This window comes from Pseudomonas sp. Z2-11, from assembly GCF_054161305.1.
On record NZ_CP096395.1, the window covers coordinates 5,892,665 to 5,911,418 of the forward strand.

The 18,754-nt window shown below is 60.8% G+C and carries 18 protein-coding genes; 4 read left to right on the forward strand and 14 right to left on the reverse strand.

The window, feature by feature from the left end; all coding sequences use genetic code 11:
• Nucleotides 1–8: 8 nt before the first annotated feature.
• The 4 genes from M1E16_RS26310 to M1E16_RS26325 all read right to left on the reverse strand — a co-directional run bounded on the left by M1E16_RS26310 (nt 9) and on the right by M1E16_RS26325 (nt 4,902).
• A complete protein-coding gene (locus M1E16_RS26310; RefSeq protein ID WP_458130370.1) occupies nt 9–1,106 on the reverse strand; it encodes a polyamine ABC transporter substrate-binding protein in 1,098 nt (365 codons plus the stop codon).
• Nucleotides 1,107–1,304: 198 nt separating this feature from the next.
• Nucleotides 1,305–2,669 (reverse strand): aspartate aminotransferase family protein, encoded by a 1,365-nt coding sequence (locus M1E16_RS26315; protein ID WP_434627249.1) that lies wholly within the window; start codon nt 2,667–2,669, stop codon nt 1,305–1,307.
• Nucleotides 2,670–2,726: 57 nt separating this feature from the next.
• Nucleotides 2,727–4,085, reverse strand: a complete 1,359-nt coding sequence (locus M1E16_RS26320) for a glutamine synthetase family protein (protein ID WP_434602179.1) — start codon at nt 4,083–4,085, stop codon at nt 2,727–2,729.
• A 40-nt stretch (nt 4,086–4,125) separates the two neighbouring features.
• The gene (locus M1E16_RS26325) at nt 4,126–4,902 is read right to left on the reverse strand and encodes a gamma-glutamyl-gamma-aminobutyrate hydrolase family protein (RefSeq protein ID WP_434602180.1); all 777 of its coding nucleotides are present in this window, start codon (nt 4,900–4,902) and stop codon (nt 4,126–4,128) included.
• Between the two features lie 279 nt (nt 4,903–5,181).
• On the opposite strand from M1E16_RS26325, the gene M1E16_RS26330 reads away from it, so the two are divergent.
• Both M1E16_RS26330 and M1E16_RS26335 read left to right on the forward strand, forming a co-directional pair.
• Entirely contained in the window at nt 5,182–6,558 is a 1,377-nt protein-coding gene (locus tag M1E16_RS26330) for a glutamine synthetase family protein (RefSeq protein ID WP_305498052.1), read from the forward strand.
• Between the two features lie 278 nt (nt 6,559–6,836).
• Nucleotides 6,837–7,469 carry a TetR/AcrR family transcriptional regulator gene (locus M1E16_RS26335; RefSeq protein WP_434571059.1) on the forward strand — a complete coding sequence of 211 codons (633 nt, stop codon included), beginning with the start codon at nt 6,837–6,839 and terminating at the stop codon, nt 7,467–7,469.
• 77 nt (nt 7,470–7,546) lie between these two features.
• Here the strand turns inward: M1E16_RS26335 and M1E16_RS26340 are convergent, their stop codons facing one another.
• The 7 genes from M1E16_RS26340 to M1E16_RS26370 all read right to left on the reverse strand — a co-directional run bounded on the left by M1E16_RS26340 (nt 7,547) and on the right by M1E16_RS26370 (nt 13,160).
• Nucleotides 7,547–7,762, reverse strand: coding sequence for a TOBE domain-containing protein (locus tag M1E16_RS26340; protein ID WP_003177394.1), 216 nt, complete (start codon nt 7,760–7,762; stop codon nt 7,547–7,549).
• Between the two features lie 24 nt (nt 7,763–7,786).
• A complete protein-coding gene (gene ssuB / locus M1E16_RS26345; protein WP_458128751.1) occupies nt 7,787–8,593 on the reverse strand; it encodes an aliphatic sulfonates ABC transporter ATP-binding protein in 807 nt (268 codons plus the stop codon).
• Nucleotides 8,590–9,372 (reverse strand): aliphatic sulfonate ABC transporter permease SsuC, encoded by a 783-nt coding sequence (gene ssuC, locus M1E16_RS26350; protein ID WP_458128752.1) that lies wholly within the window; start codon nt 9,370–9,372, stop codon nt 8,590–8,592. The genes ssuB and ssuC overlap by 4 nt, the downstream gene beginning before the upstream one ends.
• A gap of 7 nt (nt 9,373–9,379) precedes the next feature.
• Nucleotides 9,380–10,528: an FMNH2-dependent alkanesulfonate monooxygenase gene (ssuD, locus tag M1E16_RS26355; RefSeq protein WP_305498046.1), complete on the reverse strand. Its 1,149-nt coding sequence runs from the start codon at nt 10,526–10,528 to the stop codon at nt 9,380–9,382.
• Between the two features lie 24 nt (nt 10,529–10,552).
• Nucleotides 10,553–11,518, reverse strand: coding sequence for a sulfonate ABC transporter substrate-binding protein (locus M1E16_RS26360; protein WP_458128753.1), 966 nt, complete (start codon nt 11,516–11,518; stop codon nt 10,553–10,555).
• Between the two features lie 91 nt (nt 11,519–11,609).
• Nucleotides 11,610–12,203 (reverse strand): NADPH-dependent FMN reductase, encoded by a 594-nt coding sequence (ssuE, locus tag M1E16_RS26365; protein WP_305498044.1) that lies wholly within the window; start codon nt 12,201–12,203, stop codon nt 11,610–11,612.
• A gap of 318 nt (nt 12,204–12,521) precedes the next feature.
• Nucleotides 12,522–13,160, reverse strand: coding sequence for a peroxiredoxin (locus M1E16_RS26370; protein ID WP_003206652.1), 639 nt, complete (start codon nt 13,158–13,160; stop codon nt 12,522–12,524).
• A 336-nt stretch (nt 13,161–13,496) separates the two neighbouring features.
• On the opposite strand from M1E16_RS26370, the gene mntA reads away from it, so the two are divergent.
• Both mntA and hepT read left to right on the forward strand, forming a co-directional pair.
• Nucleotides 13,497–13,892 (forward strand): type VII toxin-antitoxin system MntA family adenylyltransferase antitoxin, encoded by a 396-nt coding sequence (gene mntA, locus M1E16_RS26375; RefSeq protein ID WP_458128754.1) that lies wholly within the window; start codon nt 13,497–13,499, stop codon nt 13,890–13,892.
• Nucleotides 13,882–14,310: a type VII toxin-antitoxin system HepT family RNase toxin gene (gene hepT, locus M1E16_RS26380; RefSeq protein ID WP_434627234.1), complete on the forward strand. Its 429-nt coding sequence runs from the start codon at nt 13,882–13,884 to the stop codon at nt 14,308–14,310. The genes mntA and hepT overlap by 11 nt, the downstream gene beginning before the upstream one ends.
• Before the next feature lie 84 nt (nt 14,311–14,394).
• Here the strand turns inward: hepT and M1E16_RS26385 are convergent, their stop codons facing one another.
• The 3 genes from M1E16_RS26385 to argE form a co-directional block, all read right to left on the reverse strand.
• On the reverse strand, nt 14,395–15,723 hold the full coding sequence (locus M1E16_RS26385) for an OprD family outer membrane porin (protein WP_458128755.1): 1,329 nt from the start codon (nt 15,721–15,723) through the stop codon (nt 14,395–14,397).
• Between the two features lie 418 nt (nt 15,724–16,141).
• Nucleotides 16,142–17,440 carry an amino-acid N-acetyltransferase gene (argA, locus tag M1E16_RS26390; RefSeq protein ID WP_458128756.1) on the reverse strand — a complete coding sequence of 433 codons (1,299 nt, stop codon included), beginning with the start codon at nt 17,438–17,440 and terminating at the stop codon, nt 16,142–16,144.
• A gap of 132 nt (nt 17,441–17,572) precedes the next feature.
• Nucleotides 17,573–18,730 carry an acetylornithine deacetylase gene (gene argE, locus M1E16_RS26395; protein ID WP_434654833.1) on the reverse strand — a complete coding sequence of 386 codons (1,158 nt, stop codon included), beginning with the start codon at nt 18,728–18,730 and terminating at the stop codon, nt 17,573–17,575.
• Nucleotides 18,731–18,754 lie beyond the last annotated feature (24 nt).

Here is an 18,754-nt window from a genome sequence, read left to right on the forward strand (position 1 = left end):
AAGCCGGCTTATTTACCGGATTTGATCTTGGTCCAGCTGCGGGTCAGGATCCGCTGGGTCGCGGCCGGCTGGTCGGCAATCGCGTAGAGCTTGGCCTTAACTTCGTCCGATGGATAAATGCTCGGGTCACCGGAAATTTCCTTGTCCACCAGTGGGGTGGCGGCCTTGTTGCCGTTAGGGAAGCGCACGTTGTCGGTGATCTCCGCCATGATTTCCGGCTGCATGATGAAGTTCATCCACTTGTAGGCGCCTTCGACGTTTTTGGCATCCTTGGGAATGGCGACCATGTCGTAGAACGAACCGGCACCTTCCTTCGGAATGGTGTAGGCCACTTTCACCTTGCCGCCAGCCTCGGCAGCACGGCTCTTGGATTGCTCGATATCACCCGAGTAACCCACGGCCACGCAGATGTTGCCGTTGGCCAGGTCCGAGATGTACTTGGAGGAGTGGAAGTAGCCGATCGATGGACGCAGCTTGAGGAACAACGCTTCGGCCTCGGCCAGTTGCTTCTTGTCCTGGCTGTCGGTCGGGTAGCCGAGGTAATGCAGGGCCACCGGAATCATTTCGGTCGGCGAATCGAGGAAGCTCACGCCGCAGCTCTTGAGCTTGGCGATGTTCTCCGGCTTGAGCATGGTATCCCAGGAATCGATCTTGTCGACGCCCAATGCGGCCTTGACCTTCTCCGGGTTGTAACCGATGCCGATGGTGCCCCACATGTACGGGAAGGCGTGTTTGTTGCCCTGGTCGCTGGCATCACCAACGGCCTTGAGCAGGTCGGTATCGAGGTTTTTCCAGTTCGGCAGCTTGGACTTGTCCAGCTCCTGATAGACATCGGCCTTGATCTGCTTGGCGAGGAAATTGTTCGACGGCACCACGATGTCATAGCCGGATTTGCCCGCCAGCAGCTTGGCCTCCAGGGTCTCGTTGCTGTCGAAGACGTCGTAGACGACCTTGATCCCTGTCTCCTTCTCGAACTTGGCGACCGTGTCCGGCGCAATGTAGTCCGACCAGTTGTAGACGTGCAGCACTTTGTCGTCCGCCTGGACGGCGCCCGCCATCACACCCGCCAGGGACATGGCGAGGAGGGTCTTGCCAGCTATCTTCATACCTAATGTCTTCATGCCTATTGCCTTCATGAAAAAGTGCTCCAGTTATTCTTCTTGGCCACGGTTCAGTAGCCGGCTCTCTGGCAACTTGAACAGCAGGGGTAGTCTGGCAAGTTACAGGGCAGGCTTTCAACACAAGCCCAGCCTTTATTCACACCGGGCGAGGCCCATGTCGGCACCTCGCACAGAGCCTAGCACTCAGCCTTGCAGCGCACCGAGCGTCAGGTCCAGGCATTGCCGCGCCTTGGCCACCAATTCGTCGATCTCAGCCTTGCTGATCACCAGCGGCGGCGCAATGATCATGGTGTCGCCCACTGCGCGCATGATCAGCCCGTTATCGAAGCAGAACTGCCGGCAGATCATGCCCACGCCCTTGCCTTCGTAGCGTTTGCGCGTGGCCTTGTCCTGGACCAGTTCGATCGCCCCCAGCAAACCGACGCCGCGCACTTCACCCACCAGCGGATGGTCGTTCAGTTCCCGCAGGCGCTGCTGCAAATACGGTGCCGTTTCGCTGTGGACGCGCTCGATGATCTTTTCTTCGCGCAGGATACGGATATTTTCCAGGGCCACCGCAGCGGCCACCGGGTGACCGGAGTAGGTGAAGCCGTGGTTGAAATCACCGCCTTCGTTGAGCACCGCGACCACATCGTCGCGCACGATCAGGCCGCCCATGGGGATGTAACCCGAGGTAAGGCCCTTGGCGATAGTCATCATGTGCGGTTTCAACCCGTAATGATCGGTACCGAACCACTCACCCGTGCGGCCAAAACCGCAGATGACCTCGTCGGCCACGAACAGGATGTCGTATTTGGCGAGGATTTCCTTCATGCGCGGCCAGTAGCTGTCCGGCGGCACGATCACGCCGCCGGCGCCCTGGATCGGCTCGGCAATGAACGCACCGACGTTGTCGACGCCGATCTCGAGGATCTTTTCTTCCAGCTGATTGGCGGCCCAGATGCCGAACTCTTCGGGGCTCATGTCGCCGCCTTCGCCAAACCAGTAGGGTTGGGCGATGTGGACAATACCCGGGATCGGCAGGTCGCCCTGCTCATGCATGTAGGTCATGCCACCCAGGCTCGCGCCGGCCACGGTCGAACCGTGATAACCGTTCTTGCGACTGATGATGACTTTCTTGTTCGGCTGCCCTTTGATCGCCCAGTAGTGGCGGACCATACGCAGCATGGTGTCGTTGCCTTCGGAACCGGAGCCGGTGAAGAACACGTGGTTCATGCCTTCCGGGGCGATGTCGGCGATGGCTTTTGACAGTTCCAGCACCGGCGGGTGGGCGGTCTGGAAGAACAGGTTGTAGTACGGCAGCTCGCGCATCTGTTGGCTGGCGGCGTCCGCCAGCTCATCGCGGCCGTAGCCGACCGCCACGCACCAGAGGCCGGCCATGCCGTCGAGGATCTTGTTGCCTTCACTGTCCCAGAGGTACACGCCCTTGGCGTGGGTGATGATGCGCGGGCCTTTCTCTTTGAGTTGTTTGAAGTCGCTGAACGGTGCCAGATGATGATCGCTGCTCAGGGCCTGCCATTCACGGGTTTGCGGGTTGTTGCGGGTCATGCGGATTCTCCTTTTATTCCATTGGGGGCGGGGCTTTCGGCGGCCCCGCCCGGCGCATCAGACGGCAAAGAGCAGGAATTCCCGCTCCCACGAACTGATGACGCGCTTGAAGTTTTCATGCTCGGCCCGCTTGACCGCGACGTAGCCCGTGATGAATTTCTTGCCCAGGTACTTCTCGATGGTGGAGCTGTTTTCCATGCGCTCCAGGGCATCTTCGATAGTCAGCGGCAAACGCAGGTTCCGGCGCTCATAACCACGACCGACTACCGGCGCGCTCGGATCGATGCCCTCGACCATGCCGATGTAGCCGCACAGCAGGCTGGCGGCAATCGCCAGGTACGGGTTGGCATCGGCGCCCGGCAAGCGATTTTCCACACGACGGTTCTGCGGCCCCGCGTCCGGAACCCGCAAGCCCACGGTGCGGTTTTCTTCGCCCCATTCGACGTTCACCGGCGCCGAGGTGTCGGGCAGGAAGCGGCGGAACGAATTGACGTTGGGGGCGAACAGCGGCAGCAGCTCGGGGATGAATCTCTGCAGGCCACCGATGTGGTGCAGGAACAGCTCACTCATGGTCCCGTCTTCGTTGGAGAAGACGTTCTTGCCGGTTTCCTTGTCGATGATGCTCTGGTGCAAGTGCATCGCACTGCCCGGCTCACCGGTCATCGGTTTGGCCATGAAGGTGGCGGCCACATCGTGCTTGAGCGCCGCCTCGCGCATGGTGCGCTTGAACACCAGGATCTGGTCGGCCAGCGACAGCGCATCGCCATGACGGAAGTTGATTTCCATCTGCGCGGTGCCGTCTTCGTGAATCAGGGTATCGAGGTCCAGTTCCTGCAATTCGCACCAGTCATAGACGTCCTCGAACAACGGGTCGAATTCGTTCGCCGCTTCGATCGAGAAAGACTGGCGACCGGTTTCCGGGCGACCGGAACGGCCGATAGGCGGTTGCAGTGGAAAGTCCGGGTCGTCGCTGCGCTTGGTCAGGTAGAACTCCATCTCCGGCGCGACAATCGGCTGCCAGCCCTTGTCGGCGTACAGCTTGAGCACCTTCTTGAGTACGTTGCGCGGTGACAGCTCGATGGGGTTGCCTTGCTTGTCGTAGGAATCGTGGATCACCTGGGCGGTGGGCTCGATGGCCCAGGGCACCAGGAAGACTGCGTTTTCGTCCGGGCGGCAGATCATGTCGATGTCGGCGGGGTCGAGCAGTTCGTAATAGATGTCGTCTTCGACATAGTCGCCCGTTACGGTCTGGAGCAGAACGCTCTCGGGCAGGCGCATGCCTTTTTCGGCGATGAACTTGTTGGTCGGCGAGATCTTGCCCCGGGTAATGCCGGTCAGGTCGCCAATCATGCATTCGACTTCTGTGATCTTGTGGTCTTTCAACCAATCGGTGAGCTGGTCGAGGTTGTTACTCATAAATGCCTCTAGGCGTGAGTTTCCTGACTGCTATTAGTCGTCAGGCGTTGTTTGACGCATCGGCGTCGCGTTGTGTTGCCCTTGCTCGGCAGGCATCGCCAAATGCCTGGAAAATCGCAAGGTAGTGCGGGTTGGAGCCTACCGCCCATTCAGGGTGCCATTGCACTCCTAAAGCAAAAGCCTTGCCTTGTACCACCGAGACGGCTTCGATCAAGCCATCCGGCGCCAGCGCTTCGGCCCGCAGCCCCGAGGCCAGGCGCTCGATGCCCTGGCTGTGGATCGAGTTGACCTCGACCTGCGGCGGCAGCCCCAAAGACGCGAGGATACCGCCAGGCTGGACATGCACGGCATGGGCAGGACCATATTGGACCTCTACCGGCTGGGTGTCGTCTTCACGATGATCGATGAAGGTTCCGACTTCATGAACTTTCTGATGCAGGCTACCGCCAAAGGCAACGTTCATTTCCTGGAAACCGCGACAGATGCCCAACACCGGAACGCCCGCGTCGACCGCTGCGCGGATCAGCGGCAGGGTAATGGCGTCCCGTGCAGGATCATGAGCGGTGCCTGGCGCGCTGGCCGGGCCCTGGTAGTGAAAAGGTTCTACATTGGAAGGGGAGCCGGTAAAAAGAATACCGTCCAGGGCGTCCAGAATATCGGACGGGGAGAACAGATCCGCCAGGGACGGGATCAGCACCGGCAAGCCCTTGGCGGCCGTTGCGACAGCGCGCGCATATTTGTCGCCAGTGGTGTGATATGCATGCAGACCGATCTGCCTGGAGCAGGTGGTGATGCCGATTAACGGCAGGCGAGACATGAAGCACCCCGGTATTATTGCTGTTATGGGTTTGAATCGAGCTTAGCCTTGTTCATTTTTTTACACAACACCCCCGTAAAAAATACAACACGGCCCGCTCAAGCCTGCGGGAGACAAGCCCTTCAAAGGGAAAAAAAACGCCCCAAATTGCCTCAAAAAAGCCCTGCAGGTGCTTTTTTAGGGCAAAAAAGGCCCTGCTTGACTTCGGCATGCCGTTCGGGTTGACTGGCTTTCGAAGAGATCAATGATTGATATTTTTAACAACAAAGGTGTTGCATCATGTCGGTACCCCCGCGTGCCGTTCAGCTTAACGAAGCGAACGCGTTCCTTAAGGAACATCCTGAGGTTCTGTACGTTGACCTTCTGATTGCGGATATGAATGGTGTGGTGCGCGGCAAGCGCATCGAACGCACCAGCCTCCACAAGGTTTACGAGAAAGGCATCAACCTGCCGGCCTCTCTATTTGCCCTGGATATCAATGGCTCGACGGTGGAAAGCACCGGCCTGGGCCTGGACATCGGCGATGCCGACCGCATCTGCTATCCAATCCCCGGCACTCTGAGCAACGAACCCTGGCAGAAGCGCCCCACCGCGCAACTGCTGATGACCATGCACGAGCTTGAAGGCGATCCGTTCTTCGCCGACCCTCGCGAAGTCCTGCGCCAGGTCGTGACCAAGTTCGATGAACTGGGCCTGACCATCTGCGCGGCATTCGAGCTGGAGTTCTACCTGATCGACCAGGAGAACGTGAATGGCCGTCCACAACCGCCCCGCTCGCCAATCTCCGGCAAACGCCCGCACTCGACACAGGTCTACCTGATCGATGACCTCGACGAATACGTCGACTGTCTCCAGGACATCCTGGAAGGGGCCAAGGAGCAAGGCATTCCCGCCGACGCCATCGTCAAGGAAAGTGCCCCGGCGCAGTTCGAAGTGAACCTGCACCACGTGGCCGACCCGATCAAGGCTTGCGACTACGCGGTACTGCTCAAGCGGCTGATCAAGAACATCGCCTACGACCATGAAATGGACACCACCTTCATGGCCAAGCCGTATCCAGGCCAGGCGGGCAACGGTCTGCACGTCCATATCTCGATCCTGGACAAAGAAGGCAAGAATATCTTTGCCAGCGAGGATCCCGAGCAGAACGCCGCGCTGCGTCACGCGATCGGCGGTGTGCTCGAGACCCTGCCCGCGCAGATGGCGTTCCTCTGCCCGAACGTCAACTCCTACCGTCGTTTCGGCGCACAGTTCTACGTGCCGAACTCGCCGACCTGGGGCCTGGACAACCGCACCGTGGCCTTGCGCGTACCGACCGGCTCCGCCGATGCCGTACGCCTGGAACACCGTGTCGCCGGCGCCGATGCCAACCCGTACCTGTTGATGGCGGCGGTCCTGGCGGGCGTGCACCATGGCCTGACCAACAAGATCGAGCCCGGCGCGCCGGTCGAAGGCAACAGCTACGAGCAGAACGAGCAAAGCCTGCCGAACAACTTGCGCGATGCCCTGCGCGAACTGGACGACAGCGAAGTCATGGCCAAGTACATCGATCCCAAGTACATCGATATCTTCGTGGCCTGCAAGGAAAGCGAGCTGGAAGAGTTTGAACACTCCATCTCCGACCTTGAGTACAACTGGTACCTGCATACCGTTTAAGCGGTTGTAGTAGAAAGGAACGCCGCAGGCCTTCAGGGCTGCGGCGTTTTTGTTTTCGTCGTTCCCGTGGCGAGGGAGCTTGCTCCCGCTGGGCTGCGTAGCGGCCCCAAGATACTTAAGCGGTAAACCTACATCATTGCAGTGGCTGATTTGAGGGCTGCTCCGCACCCCAGCGGGAGCAAGCTCCCTCGCCACAAAAGCTCGTCACCTCACGAGTGCAGGTATGGACCAGCCTCCCGGTCTGCGTACAATGCCCGGCAGCCCCGCAGGAGAGCTTCATGACACGCACCGCCACCCCTCGCAAACCCCGCGCCCGCAGCCAGGCCCGGATCGACTCGATCCTCGATGCCGCCCGCACGCTGCTCGCCGCCGAAGGCGTGGCCAGCCTGTCGATCTACAGCGTCGCCGAGCGCGCCGGGATCCCGCCCTCCTCCGTCTATCACTTCTTCGCCAGCGTCCCGGCCCTGCTCGAAGCCCTGACCGCCGACGTCCATGCAGCCTTTCGTGCCTGCCTTCAAACACCGATCGATCATGCAGCGCTGAACCATTGGCACGATCTGTCGCGGCTGGTGGAGCAACGGATGCTGGTGATCTACAGCGAGGACGCCGCCGCTCGCCAACTGATCCTGGCCCAGCATGGCCTGACTGAAGTCACCCAGGCCGACCGTCAGCATGACCTGGAACTGAGCGAGCTGATGCACACCGTCTTCGCCCGGCATTTCCAACTGCCGCCCCTGCCTGCCGATGTCGACGTGTTCGCCCTGGCCATGGAACTCGGCGACCGCGTCTACGCCCGCTCGGTACACCAGCACGGCCAGATTACCCCGCGCATGGCCGAGGAAGGCATGCGCGTGTTCGATGCGTACCTGGGGCTCTATCTCCCTCCGTTTCTGCCCAAGCGCTCTGATTGAATCGTTGCCACGCAGAGCGTGGGAACGAAAACGCCCCGAAGGGCTCAAGCCATCCGGGGCTGCAGGTCAAGCATCGTTCACAACTTGGCGATAGACACCTCGGTGGATTTGACGAAGGCAATCACTTCACTGCCAATCGCCAGTTCCAGCTCCTTGACCGAGCGGGTGGTGATGACCGAGGTGACGATGCCCGAGGCGGTCTGCACGTCGATTTCCGACAGCACGTCGCCTTCGACGATTTCCTTGATGGTGCCTTTGAACTGGTTGCGTACGTTGATGGCTTTGATAGTCATGATGTCGTTCCTGTCTGGATGAAGTTATTGCGCCCAACGCAGTTGCGTGGGCAAGGGTGAAACGGGTTCGGGTTCCGGCGGTTGGCCGGGCAAGGACAGCACGCGGTTGAGGACTTCGGTTTCCAGGCTCGCCAGGCGATGCGAGCCGCGGGCACGCGGGCGCGGCAAGTCGATGGCCAGGTCGAGGCCGATCTGGCCGTCTTCGATCAGGATCACCCGGTCGGCGATCGCCACCGCTTCGCTGACGTCGTGGGTCACCAACAGCACGGTGAAGCCGTGTTGCTGCCAGAGACGCTCGATCAGTTGCTGCATTTCGATCCGGGTCAGCGCATCGAGCGCGCCCAAAGGTTCGTCCAGCAACAGCAGGCGCGGTTGATGAATCAGCGCCCGGGCCAGGGCCACCCGCTGCTTCTGTCCGCCGGACAACGCTGCCGGCCACTCTTGTGCACGATCGGCCAAGCCCACGGCATCCAGCGCCTGCAACGCTTGTGGTCGCCAGTCGCCCTTGAGTCCGAGGCCGACGTTGTCGATGACCTTTTTCCAGGGCAGCAAACGCGCCTCCTGAAACATCAGGCGCGTGTCTTCCCGCGCAGCGCTCAACGATGCCGAACCGGCCAGCAACTCACCGCCCGAAGGCTGATCGAGGCCGGCCAGCAAGCGCAGCAAGGTACTTTTGCCGCAGCCGCTGCGACCGACCACCGCGACGAACTGCCCGGCCGGGATATGCAAGTCGATGTCACGCAACACCTGGCGCGAACCAAAGGTCTTCTGCAGATTGCGCACCGCCAGCGGGATACCTCGCAGCAGGCGCGGCGGTTGTTGGGCGGTCATGCGACACCTCCCTTGTTCACCTGATAGGCCGGATGCCAGCGCAGCCAGACGCGTTCAAGCCCGCGAGCAGCAAGGTCGGCCAGTTTGCCGAGCACGGCGTACAGCAGAATCGCCAGCACCACCACGTCGGTCTGCAGGAATTCCCGGGCATTCATCGCCAGATAACCGATACCGGAGCTGGCCGAGATGGTTTCCGCGACGATCAGCGTCAACCACATGAAACCCAGGGCAAAACGCACGCCCACCAGGATCGAAGGCAAGGCGCCCGGCAGGATCACCTGGCGAAACAGGCTGAAGCCGGATAAACCGTAGCTGCGGGACATCTCCACCAGCGCCGGGTCGACATTGCGAATTCCGTGGTAGGTGTTGAGGTAGATCGGAAACAGCGTGCCCAGCGCCACCAGGAAAATCTTCGCCGACTCGTCGATACCGAACCAGAGGATCACCAGTGGAATCAGCGCCAGGTGAGGCACGTTACGCACCATCTGCACGGAGCTGTCCAACAGCCGTTCGCCCCACTTCGACAGGCCGGTGATAAAGCCCAGGGCCAGGCCGATGCCGCCGCCAATCAGGAAGCCGACCGCCGCGCGCCAACCGCTGATAGCCAGGTGCGTCCAGATCTCACCGCTGAGCACCAGGTTCACCCCGGCCTCGATCACCGCCACCGGCGCCGGCAGGATCCGCGTGGATAACCAGCCGGCCGATACCGACAATTGCCACACCGCCAGCAACAGCAGCGGCACCGCCCACGGCGCGAGGTTGTGGATAAGTTTTTTCATGGCCGCCTCAGCTCTGCGAAGCAGCTTTGGGCAGGATATCGTTGGCGACCATTTCACCGAACGGGCTCACATAACCCTGGCTTTTCGGCAGTTCCGGGCGCTCCACATCGAGGTGCGGGAACAACAGTTCCGCCACCCGATAGGATTCTTCCAGGTGTGGATAACCCGAGAAAATGAACGTGTCGATACCCAGGTCGGCGTATTCCTTGACCCGCTCAGCCACGGTCGGGCCATCGCCCACCAGCGCCGTTCCGGCACCGCCGCGCACCAGGCCGACACCGGCCCAGAGGTTGGGGCTGACTTCCAGCTTGTCGCGCCGACCGCCGTGCAACGCGGCCATGCGTTGTTGGCCCACCGAGTCGAAACGCGCAAGGGACGCTTGGGCGCGAGCGATGGTTTCGTCGTCCAGGTGGGAGATCAAGCGGTCGGCCGCTTGCCAGGCTTCGGCGTTGGTTTCCCGCACGATCACATGCAGGCGAATGCCGAAACGCACGGTGCGCCCAAGCTTCTCGGCCTTGGCTCGCACCTGGGCGATTTTTTCCGCGACGGCGGCGGGCGGTTCGCCCCAGGTCAGGACCATTTCCACCTGCTCGGCGGCGAGATCCTGGGCGGCTTCCGACGAGCCGCCGAAATACAGCGGCGGACGCGGTTGCTGGATCGGCGGATAGAGCAGCTTGGCGCCCTTCACACTGATGTGTTCACCGTCGTAATCGACCGTCTCGCCCTCCAGCACCCGACGCCAGATCCGGGTGAATTCCACCGATGCCTGGTAGCGTTGCTCGTGGTCCAGGAACAGCCCGTCACCGGCCAGCTCGTCCGGATCGCCACCCGTCACCAGGTTGAACAGCGCCCGCCCGCCGGACAGCCGATCCAGCGTCGCGGCCTGACGCGCCGCCACCGTCGGGGAAATGATCCCGGGGCGCAGGGCAACCAGGAACTTCAGGCGCTGGGTCACCGGAATCAACGAAGCGGCTACCAGCCAGGAGTCTTCGCAGGAACGCCCGGTAGGAATCAACACCCCGCCGAAACCCAGCCGATCGGCAGCCTGGGCAATCTGTTGCAGGTAACCATGATCGACGGCGCGGGCGCCTTCAGCGGTGCCAAGGTAATGGCCATCGCCGTGGGTGGGCAGGAACCAGAAAATATTGAGGCTCATGGAGTGGTCTCCTAAGGGATCGAATTACTGCGCGTTCGCAACGGCCGCCGGCGGCGTCCAGATCACGTCCTTGATGCTCAAGGGCTTGGGAATCAATTTGAGCTGATAGAAGCTGTCGGCGATTTTCTGCTGCGCCGCGACCACCTCCGGCGTCAGGAACAGAGCCCCATAGCCTTGGCGTTTCACCGACGTCAGGGTGATGTCCGCCGGCAGGCCGAGCAGCGGCGAGACCTGCCGGGTCACGTCTTCAGGGTTGGCCTTGGACCACTCCCCTACCGCACGCACCTCTTCCACCAGCGTCGTGATGACCTGGGGATTTTTTTGCGCGTAAGGTTTGGTCGCCAGATAGAACTGGTGGTTGTCGACGATGCCCTTGCCGTCACGCAGGGTGCGTGCCTGCAACTGTTGTTCGGCGGCTGCCTGGTACGGGTCCCAGATTACCCAGGCGTCCACGCTGCCGCGTTCGAACGCGGCACGGGCATCCGCCGGCGGCAGGAAAACCGTCAGGATGTCGGAATATTCGAGGCCGGCATCTTCCAGCGCGCGTACCAGCAGGTAGTGGACGTTCGAGCCTTTGTTCAGCGCGACTTTCTTGCCCTTGAGCTCCTGCACCGACTGGATCGGCGAGCCCTTGGGCACCAGGATTGCCTCGCTGTTCGGCGCCGGTGGCTCGTAGGCGACATAAAGCAAATCCGCGCCTGCCGCCTGGGCAAACACCGGCGGGGTTTCGCCAGTCACGCCAAAATCGATCGAGCCGACGTTCAGGCCTTCCAGCAGCTGCGGGCCGCCGGGAAATTCGGTCCATTGCACGTCGACGCCTTGGGCGGCGAGGCGTTTTTCCAAGGTGCCCTTGGCCTTGAGCAGCACCAGCGTGCCGTACTTCTGATAGCCGATCCGCAAGGTTTCGGCCTGAGCCTGGGTGATGGCGCCGAAGGACACAGCCGCAGCAAACAGAGCGACCAGCCCGCGACGCAAAATGACAGTGCGCATGGCGCCTCTCCTTTTTGCTGTGGGGTTTTGGCTGCACCTGCTTGGCCGGTGGCGGCTGAGTAAGGTGGAGTTGAATCAGGGATGTAGCGAGTCAGATGCTCCAGCGAGCACTCAACAGACGTTCGTTCAATACGCTGGGATCCAGCGGCTTGGGCCGCCGGGCCATGGCGCTGTAGAACTGTTCAAGCGCCTCGTCCAGACGCTGCTGCAGGGCCGGCGCCAATTGCGCCTGGGCGCTGCCTTCGCCGTAAGCGATCTGGTTGTCCTCGGCGAAAATCCCATGCAGCATTTCCTGGGCCTTGAGTGCCGACAACACCGGCTTCAGGGCGTAGTCCACCGCCAGCATGTGGGCGATGCTGCCGCCTGTCGCCATGGGCAACACTACCTTATGGGCCAGCGCGCGTTCGGGCAGCAGGTCCAGTACCGTTTTCAACGCGCCGGAGAAAGACGCCTTGTAGACAGGCGTAGCGATCACCAGGCCGTCGGCGTTTTCGATCTGGGCCAGCAGGTCCAGTACCTTGGGGCTATCGAAGCGGGCATGGAGCAGATCCTCGGCGGGAAAATCACGCACCTGATAGCTCACCACTTCCACACCTTGCTGCTGCAACCAACGTTGCGAGCGCTCCAGCAGCACTCCTGATCGGGAGCGCTGGCTGGGACTGCCGCCGAGCGAGACAACCAACATGCCAACCATTCCTTGAATTCACGTGCGATTCGCGGTGGGCGATCTCGCTGTATGGAGCAAACCATAACAGGGCATTCATATATCTTTAAATCATATTTATTCATTTGGTTATGCATTTAAGAGATATATGGTCAGCTTTCCTTGAGGCAATAAAAAAGGCCGTCGAAACGGCCAAAACCCTTGGTGCACAGAAGATCAGCTGCGGGAGCGAGCCTGCTCGCGATAGCGGTGTGTCAGTCGAACCTCAATACTGGCTGATCGGTCGCCTTCGCGAGCAGGCTCGCTCCCACAGGTTCTGGTTCTGGTTCTGGTTTTGCCTCAGCGATTAGGCTGCGGCGTCAGGCGCAGGTATGGTTTGACGGCGCGATAGCCTTTGGGAAAGCGCTGCTTGAGTTCCTCCTCATCCTTGAGCGACGGCACGATCACCACTTCATCGCCATCCTGCCAGTTCGCCGGCGTGGCGACCTTGTAGTTGTCGGTCAGCTGCAAGGAATCGATTACCCGCAGGATCTCATTGAAGTTGCGCCCGGTGCTCGCCGGGTAGGTGATGGTCAGGCGGATCTTCTTGTTCGGGTCAATCACGAACAAGGAACGCACGGTCAACGTGTCGCTGGCGTTGGGGTGGATCAGGTCGTAGAGGTCGGACACCTTGCGGTCGGCGTCGGCCAGGATCGGAAAATTGACCACGGCATTCTGGGTTTCGTTGATGTCCTCGATCCACTTGTGATGTGAGTCCACCGGGTCTACCGAAAGGGCAATGGCCTTGACGCCGCGCTTGGCGAATTCATCCTTGAGCTTGGCGGTAAGGCCCAGTTCGGTGGTGCACACCGGGGTGAAATCCGCTGGATGGGAGAACAACACACCCCAGCTATCACCGAGCCATTCATGGAAGCGAATCTTGCCGGCGCTGGAATCCTGTTCGAAATCGGGGGCGATGTCGCCAAGTCTGAGGCTCATGGTGCAGCTCCTGGTTGAGTAGTTGTGGCCCAACTGTGCACCGCTTTTCATTGCTTGAAAAAGAATGAATACCCATTTGTTTAGATCTTGATTGAATATAAAAAACTGTTCACTGGCGCTCTCGTGCATAGCGGACCAAGATCATCGCCGAGGTTTCGAGAAGGCCTCGAGTTGCTGAAAAGAGGAGAAGGTTCGGGGAAGGCTACAGGGGTGGGCCGGACCCGAAACGCAAAAGCCCCGCCCGGCGTGCTGCCGGGCGGGGCTTTTTTTTTGTTCTGCATTTGCACTCCGCAAATTATTGCGTCGATTTCAGAATGAGCGGCTAGGATAGGCAGCATGAACACTCAAGCCTTGTTGTCTTATCTGCATCACCATCTCCCTGGGCTGCTGGCGGTTTACCTGTTCGGTAGCCATGCACAGGGCACCGCGGGACCTGATAGCGACGTCGATCTGGCGGTGCTCTTGTCCGGCGAGGTCGACCCTGTTTCGCTGTGGCAGCTCTCAGGAGATTTGGCCGATATCGCTGGCAGTCCCGTCGATCTGATCGATCTACGCGCGGCAACGACCGTCATGCAATACCAGATCGTGACCCGAGGCCAGCGGCTCTGGGCCAGAGACGTACAGGCGGGTTTGTATGAATGTTTCATTCTCAGCGAAAAAACCGCTCTGGATGAGGCTCGGGCAGGCTTGCTCAAGGATATTCAGGAAGAAGGCAGCGTGTATGGCCGATGATGTTTTGATCAACAAGGCAGCAAGTATCGAGCGTTGCGTCGCCAGGGTGCGGGAAGAATACGAGAAAGATCCCGCTACGTTTGCCACCGATTTCACTCGCCAGGACTCGGCAGTCCTGAACATCCAACGGGCGTGTGAAGCAGCACTGGACATGGGACAGCACTTGATTCGACGTGAGCGGCTGGGTGTTCCGCAAAGTGCTCGCGATACATTCGAGCTGCTTTTGCAAGGTGGCTGGCTGGAGGAAGGCCTGGTGAAAAACCTGAAGAACATGGTGGGCTTCAGGAACATCGCCGTGCATGACTATCAAGCCCTGCAACTGCCGATCATGATCGCGATCATTACCGGGCACTTGGACGATTTCCTCGGGTTCAGCGCGTACATCTTGCGCAAGGACGCGGCGCAGTCCAAGGGATAAAGACTCTATCCGGCTCGCTGAGCCAAAAACGCAAAAGCCCCGCCCGGCGTGCTGCCGGGCGGGGCTTTTTTACTTCGCTACGACTTACATGAAGTTGTAAGTGTAGTTGAAGATCAGACGGGTCTGATCCTGGTCGGCGATACCGGTGCTGCTGCCACGGTAGGAGCCATGACGCAGGGTAGTGCCGAAGCCCTTGAGCGGGCCTTGCTGGACAACGTAGTCCAGGCGCATGTCGCGTTCCCACTCGGAAGTTTCGCTTCCGCCGGTAGCAGACTTGATGTCGTCACCGTGCAGGTAGGCAATCGCTGCCTTCAGGCCAGGAACGCCCAGGCCGGTGAAGTCGTACGAGTATTGACCGAAGGTGGTGTTCTCACCCGCACGAACGAACTGATGGATCATGCTATCGGTGAACAGGTAGAAGCTCGAGCCACCGGCGCCTTCGTTGCGGCCGCTGTCATTGAGCAGGCTGCCCTGGTTCAGGTAGACGAAGCCACCGTCATCGCCGACTTGCTGGTGACCCAACAGGAACGCGCTGCCACCCAGGGTGTAGGTGAACATGGCGCTCCAGGTCTTGTTATCGACCTCGCCCGGAGTCTTGGCGTAACCACCGTTGTTGTTGAAGCGATAGCCTGGGTCGCCGTTACGGCCATCCGAGCTGCTGTCGAAGTAACGCAGGTCAGTCTTGAACGACTGGCCTTCGGTGATCGGGAAAACATGCACAGCGCCCAGGAAGTGCTGCTTGTAGTAATCCTGCAGGTTGGCGTAGTAGTACTGCAGGGTCAGGTCCTTGGTGACCTTCCAGTCAGCACCGGCGTAACGGAACTGGTTGCTGTCCTCGGTACCGCCGTTCACTGCCAGGCCGGTGCTGTTGGTACCGGCACGGCCTACGGCGCGCTCCAGTTGGCCGGCGTTGAACGTCACGTTGTCCAGGTCCTTGGAGGTGATAGTGCCACCTTCGAAGGTTTGCGGCAGCAGACGGCCATCGTTGGCGACCAGGATCGGCAGGTTAGGCTGCAGTGCACCACCCAGGTGGGCCTCGGTCTTGGAGAAAAGCGCCTTCACGTTGGCCGACCCACGGCTCCAGCTGTGCTCCGCGGACCCGTCGGAGTCACTTGGCGAGAAGGAGTTATTGGCGTCTGGACGCTGACCTTTACCACCATCAAGGTGAAGACCAACCATCGCCTGGGCGTCGATACCAAAACCAACGACACCTTGAGTGAAGCCGGACTTGTAGTCGAACTTCAGGCCGGTCGCCGCCTCGCGCTGGTCCTCATCGCCTTCACGGTTGTCGTTGTCAAAGTACATGGTGCGAGAACTGACCGACGCCTTGCTGTCCTCGATAAAACCGGCGGCGCCTGCCTGCTGCGCCATTACCCCAACGGCCACAGCCAGGGCCAAGGTGGACTTCTTCATGTATCGCTCCTCTCGTTTTCTAATTCTTGTGTGTCTTTGGTTCCGGTTCGAACGCCCGGAATCCGCGGATGCGCGATTAGCGCCAGACCGTGACTGGCAAGTCAACCGTAACCCTTTCGGACTACGACCATGGTCTAACCCCGCGACACCGGCCGGAAGAATAATGGATTCTTTATAAATCCAAAAAGAATTGTTTCATCAGTTTTCAGCTCGTTTCGACATATGCTTGCCATCAAAGCGTCATCAAGCCCTGAATCGGCTTATCGGCGCCGCCGAGGATTCCTGAATGGTGTTTCGTCGGTGCTCTCGCGCGACATGCCAATGCGTGCGCATGCCGCGATCTTGAGGCTTTCCAGACTAGTCGCTGATGGTCTGAAATCAAGAAAGTCGCGGCAGCGTGATTGGACAGGCGGGTTGTTTACAGTGACTTTTCGAAGATCTTCGAATTACGCTGATAGTTGTACAACGAAGCCCGCGCCGCCGGCAGGCGGTCGACACTGCTGGGCTCGAAGCCGCGCTCGCGGAACCAGTGGGCGGTCCGGGTCGTCAGCACGAACAGGGTCTTGAGGCCCTGGGCGCGGGCCCGGGTTTCGATCCGCTCCAGCAGCTCATCGCCCCGGCCACCGTGGCGGTATTCCGGATTCACGGCCAGGCAGGCGAGTTCCCCGGCATCCGAATCGGCGATCTGGTACAGCGCCGCGCACGCGATGATCATGCCTTCGCGCTCGACCACGCTGAATTGCTCGATCTCGCGCTCCAGCACCTCGCGGGAACGCCGTACCAGAATGCCCTGTTCCTCCAAAGGACTGATCAGGTCCAGCAAGCCGCCGACATCCTCGATGGCGGCTTCGCGCACCACCTCGAATTGTTCCTGGGCCACGAGCGTGCCGCTGCCATCGCGGGTGAACAGTTCGGCCAGCAGCGCACCGTCCTCGGCATAGCTGACGATGTGGCTACGCGCGACGCCGCCCCGGCAGGCCTGCGCCGCCGCATCCAGCAGCTCGGCCTGATAATCGCTGCCCAGACGTTGCATGTGGGCCGGGACCTGTTGCGGTCGCAGTTCGCGAACCAGCCGCCCATCCTCGCCGATCAGGCCCTGCTCGGCGCCGAACAGCAGGAGTTTGTCGGCGGCCAGATCGATGGCCGCCCGGGTCGCGACGTCTTCACACGCCAGGTTGAAAATCTCCCCGGTCGGTGAATAGCCCAACGGCGACAGCAGAACGATCGAGCGCTCATCCAACAGTCGGTTGATGCCCTTGCGGTCAACCCGACGCACTTCCCCTGTGTGGTGATAGTCCACGCCTTCGAGCACGCCGATCGGCCGCGCGGTAACCAGGTTGCCGCTGGCCACGCGCAACCGCGAGCCTTGCATCGGCGAAGAAGCCATGTCCATCGACAGGCGCGCCTCGATGGCAATGCGCAACTGGCCGACCGCGTCGATCACGCACTCCAGGGTCGCGGCATCGGTGATGCGCATGCCATGGTGGTAATGCGGCGTCAGGCCGCGGGCAGCGAGGCGGTTCTCGATTTGCGGACGCGAACCGTGCACCAGCACCAGCCTCACGCCGAGGCTGTGCAGCAACACCAGGTCATGGACGATGTTGCCGAAGTTGGGGTGCTCCACCCCGTCGCCAGGCAGCATGACGATGAAGGTGCAATCGCGGTGGGCGTTGATATAGGGCGAAGCGTGACGAAGCCAATTGACGTATTCGGGCATGAACCTGGGCCTGTAATAAATAACAGCCTAAAAAAGACGAAGCGGAACGCACAGCGGGCTGGTGGTTATCGTCGGAACAGGCTTGGCGACACGCGCGCTCTCCTCATGAATACGGGTCCGCAAGCGGACAATTTAACCGGCGCTGGCCGGTGTCAGGCAGTAATGGCCGATCAACTGTCGCAACAGCTGCACGGTAGGCTGCAAACGTGACATTTCAAGGTACTCGCCAGGCTGGTGGGCGCAGGCGATATCGCCAGGCCCCAATACCAGGGTTTCGCAACCGAGGCGCTGAAGATAAGGCGCTTCGGTGCCGAACGCCACTGCTTCGGCACGATGCCCGGTGAGCCGTTCGGCCACCCGCACCAGCTCGGCGTCCTCGGCCTGCTCGAACGGGGGCGCTTCGGGGAATAGCGGTGCGTAGTCGATCTTCACCTGATGGCGTTCGGCGATGGGGTCGAGCTTCTGCCGGATCGCCGCCCGCAGCACCTCTGGATCCATGCCCGGCAGTGGGCGCAGGTCGAACTCCATGGAGCATTGGCCGCAGATCCGGTTGGGATTGTCGCCGCCATGAATGCAGCCGAAATTCAGGGTCGGCTGCGGCACGGTGAACTGTGGATTGCGGAACTCACGCTGCCATTGCAGGCGCAGGCCACGCAGCTCGCCCATGGCGTCGTGCATCGCTTCGAGCGCGCTGCGGCCCAGGCTCGGGTCGGATGAATGGCCGCTGCGCCCAAGGATGTCGATACGCTCCATCATCACGCCCTTGTGCATGCGGATCGGCTTCAGCCCCGTCGGTTCGCCTATCACCGCCGCGCGTCCGAGCGGCCGCCCTGCCTCGGCCAGGGCACGGGCGCCCGCCATGGAGCTTTCTTCATCGCAGGTGGCGAGGATCAGCAACGGCTGCCTGAACGGCTGGTCCAGCAACGGCCGCACCGCTTCGATGGCCAGGGCGAAAAAACCTTTCATGTCACAACTGCCCAGGCCCACCCAGCGCCCGTCGACTTCGGTGAGTTTGAGCGGGTCGGTCTGCCACAACGCGCCATCGAACGGCACCGTGTCGCTGTGCCCGGCCAGCACCAGCCCGCCGGGCCCCGTGCCGAAGCTGGCGAGAAGGTTGAACTTGCCGGGGCTGACCTGCTGGATATCACAGGAGAATCCCAGTTCCGACAGCCAGCCTGCCAGCAGCTCGATCACGGCGCTGTTGGACTGGTCCAGCTTGGGCTGGGTACAACTGACCGAAGGCGCGGCGATCAGGGCAGCGAACTGATCTTTCATGGACGGCAAAGGCATCGCTGGCTCCCGGGCTTACAAATT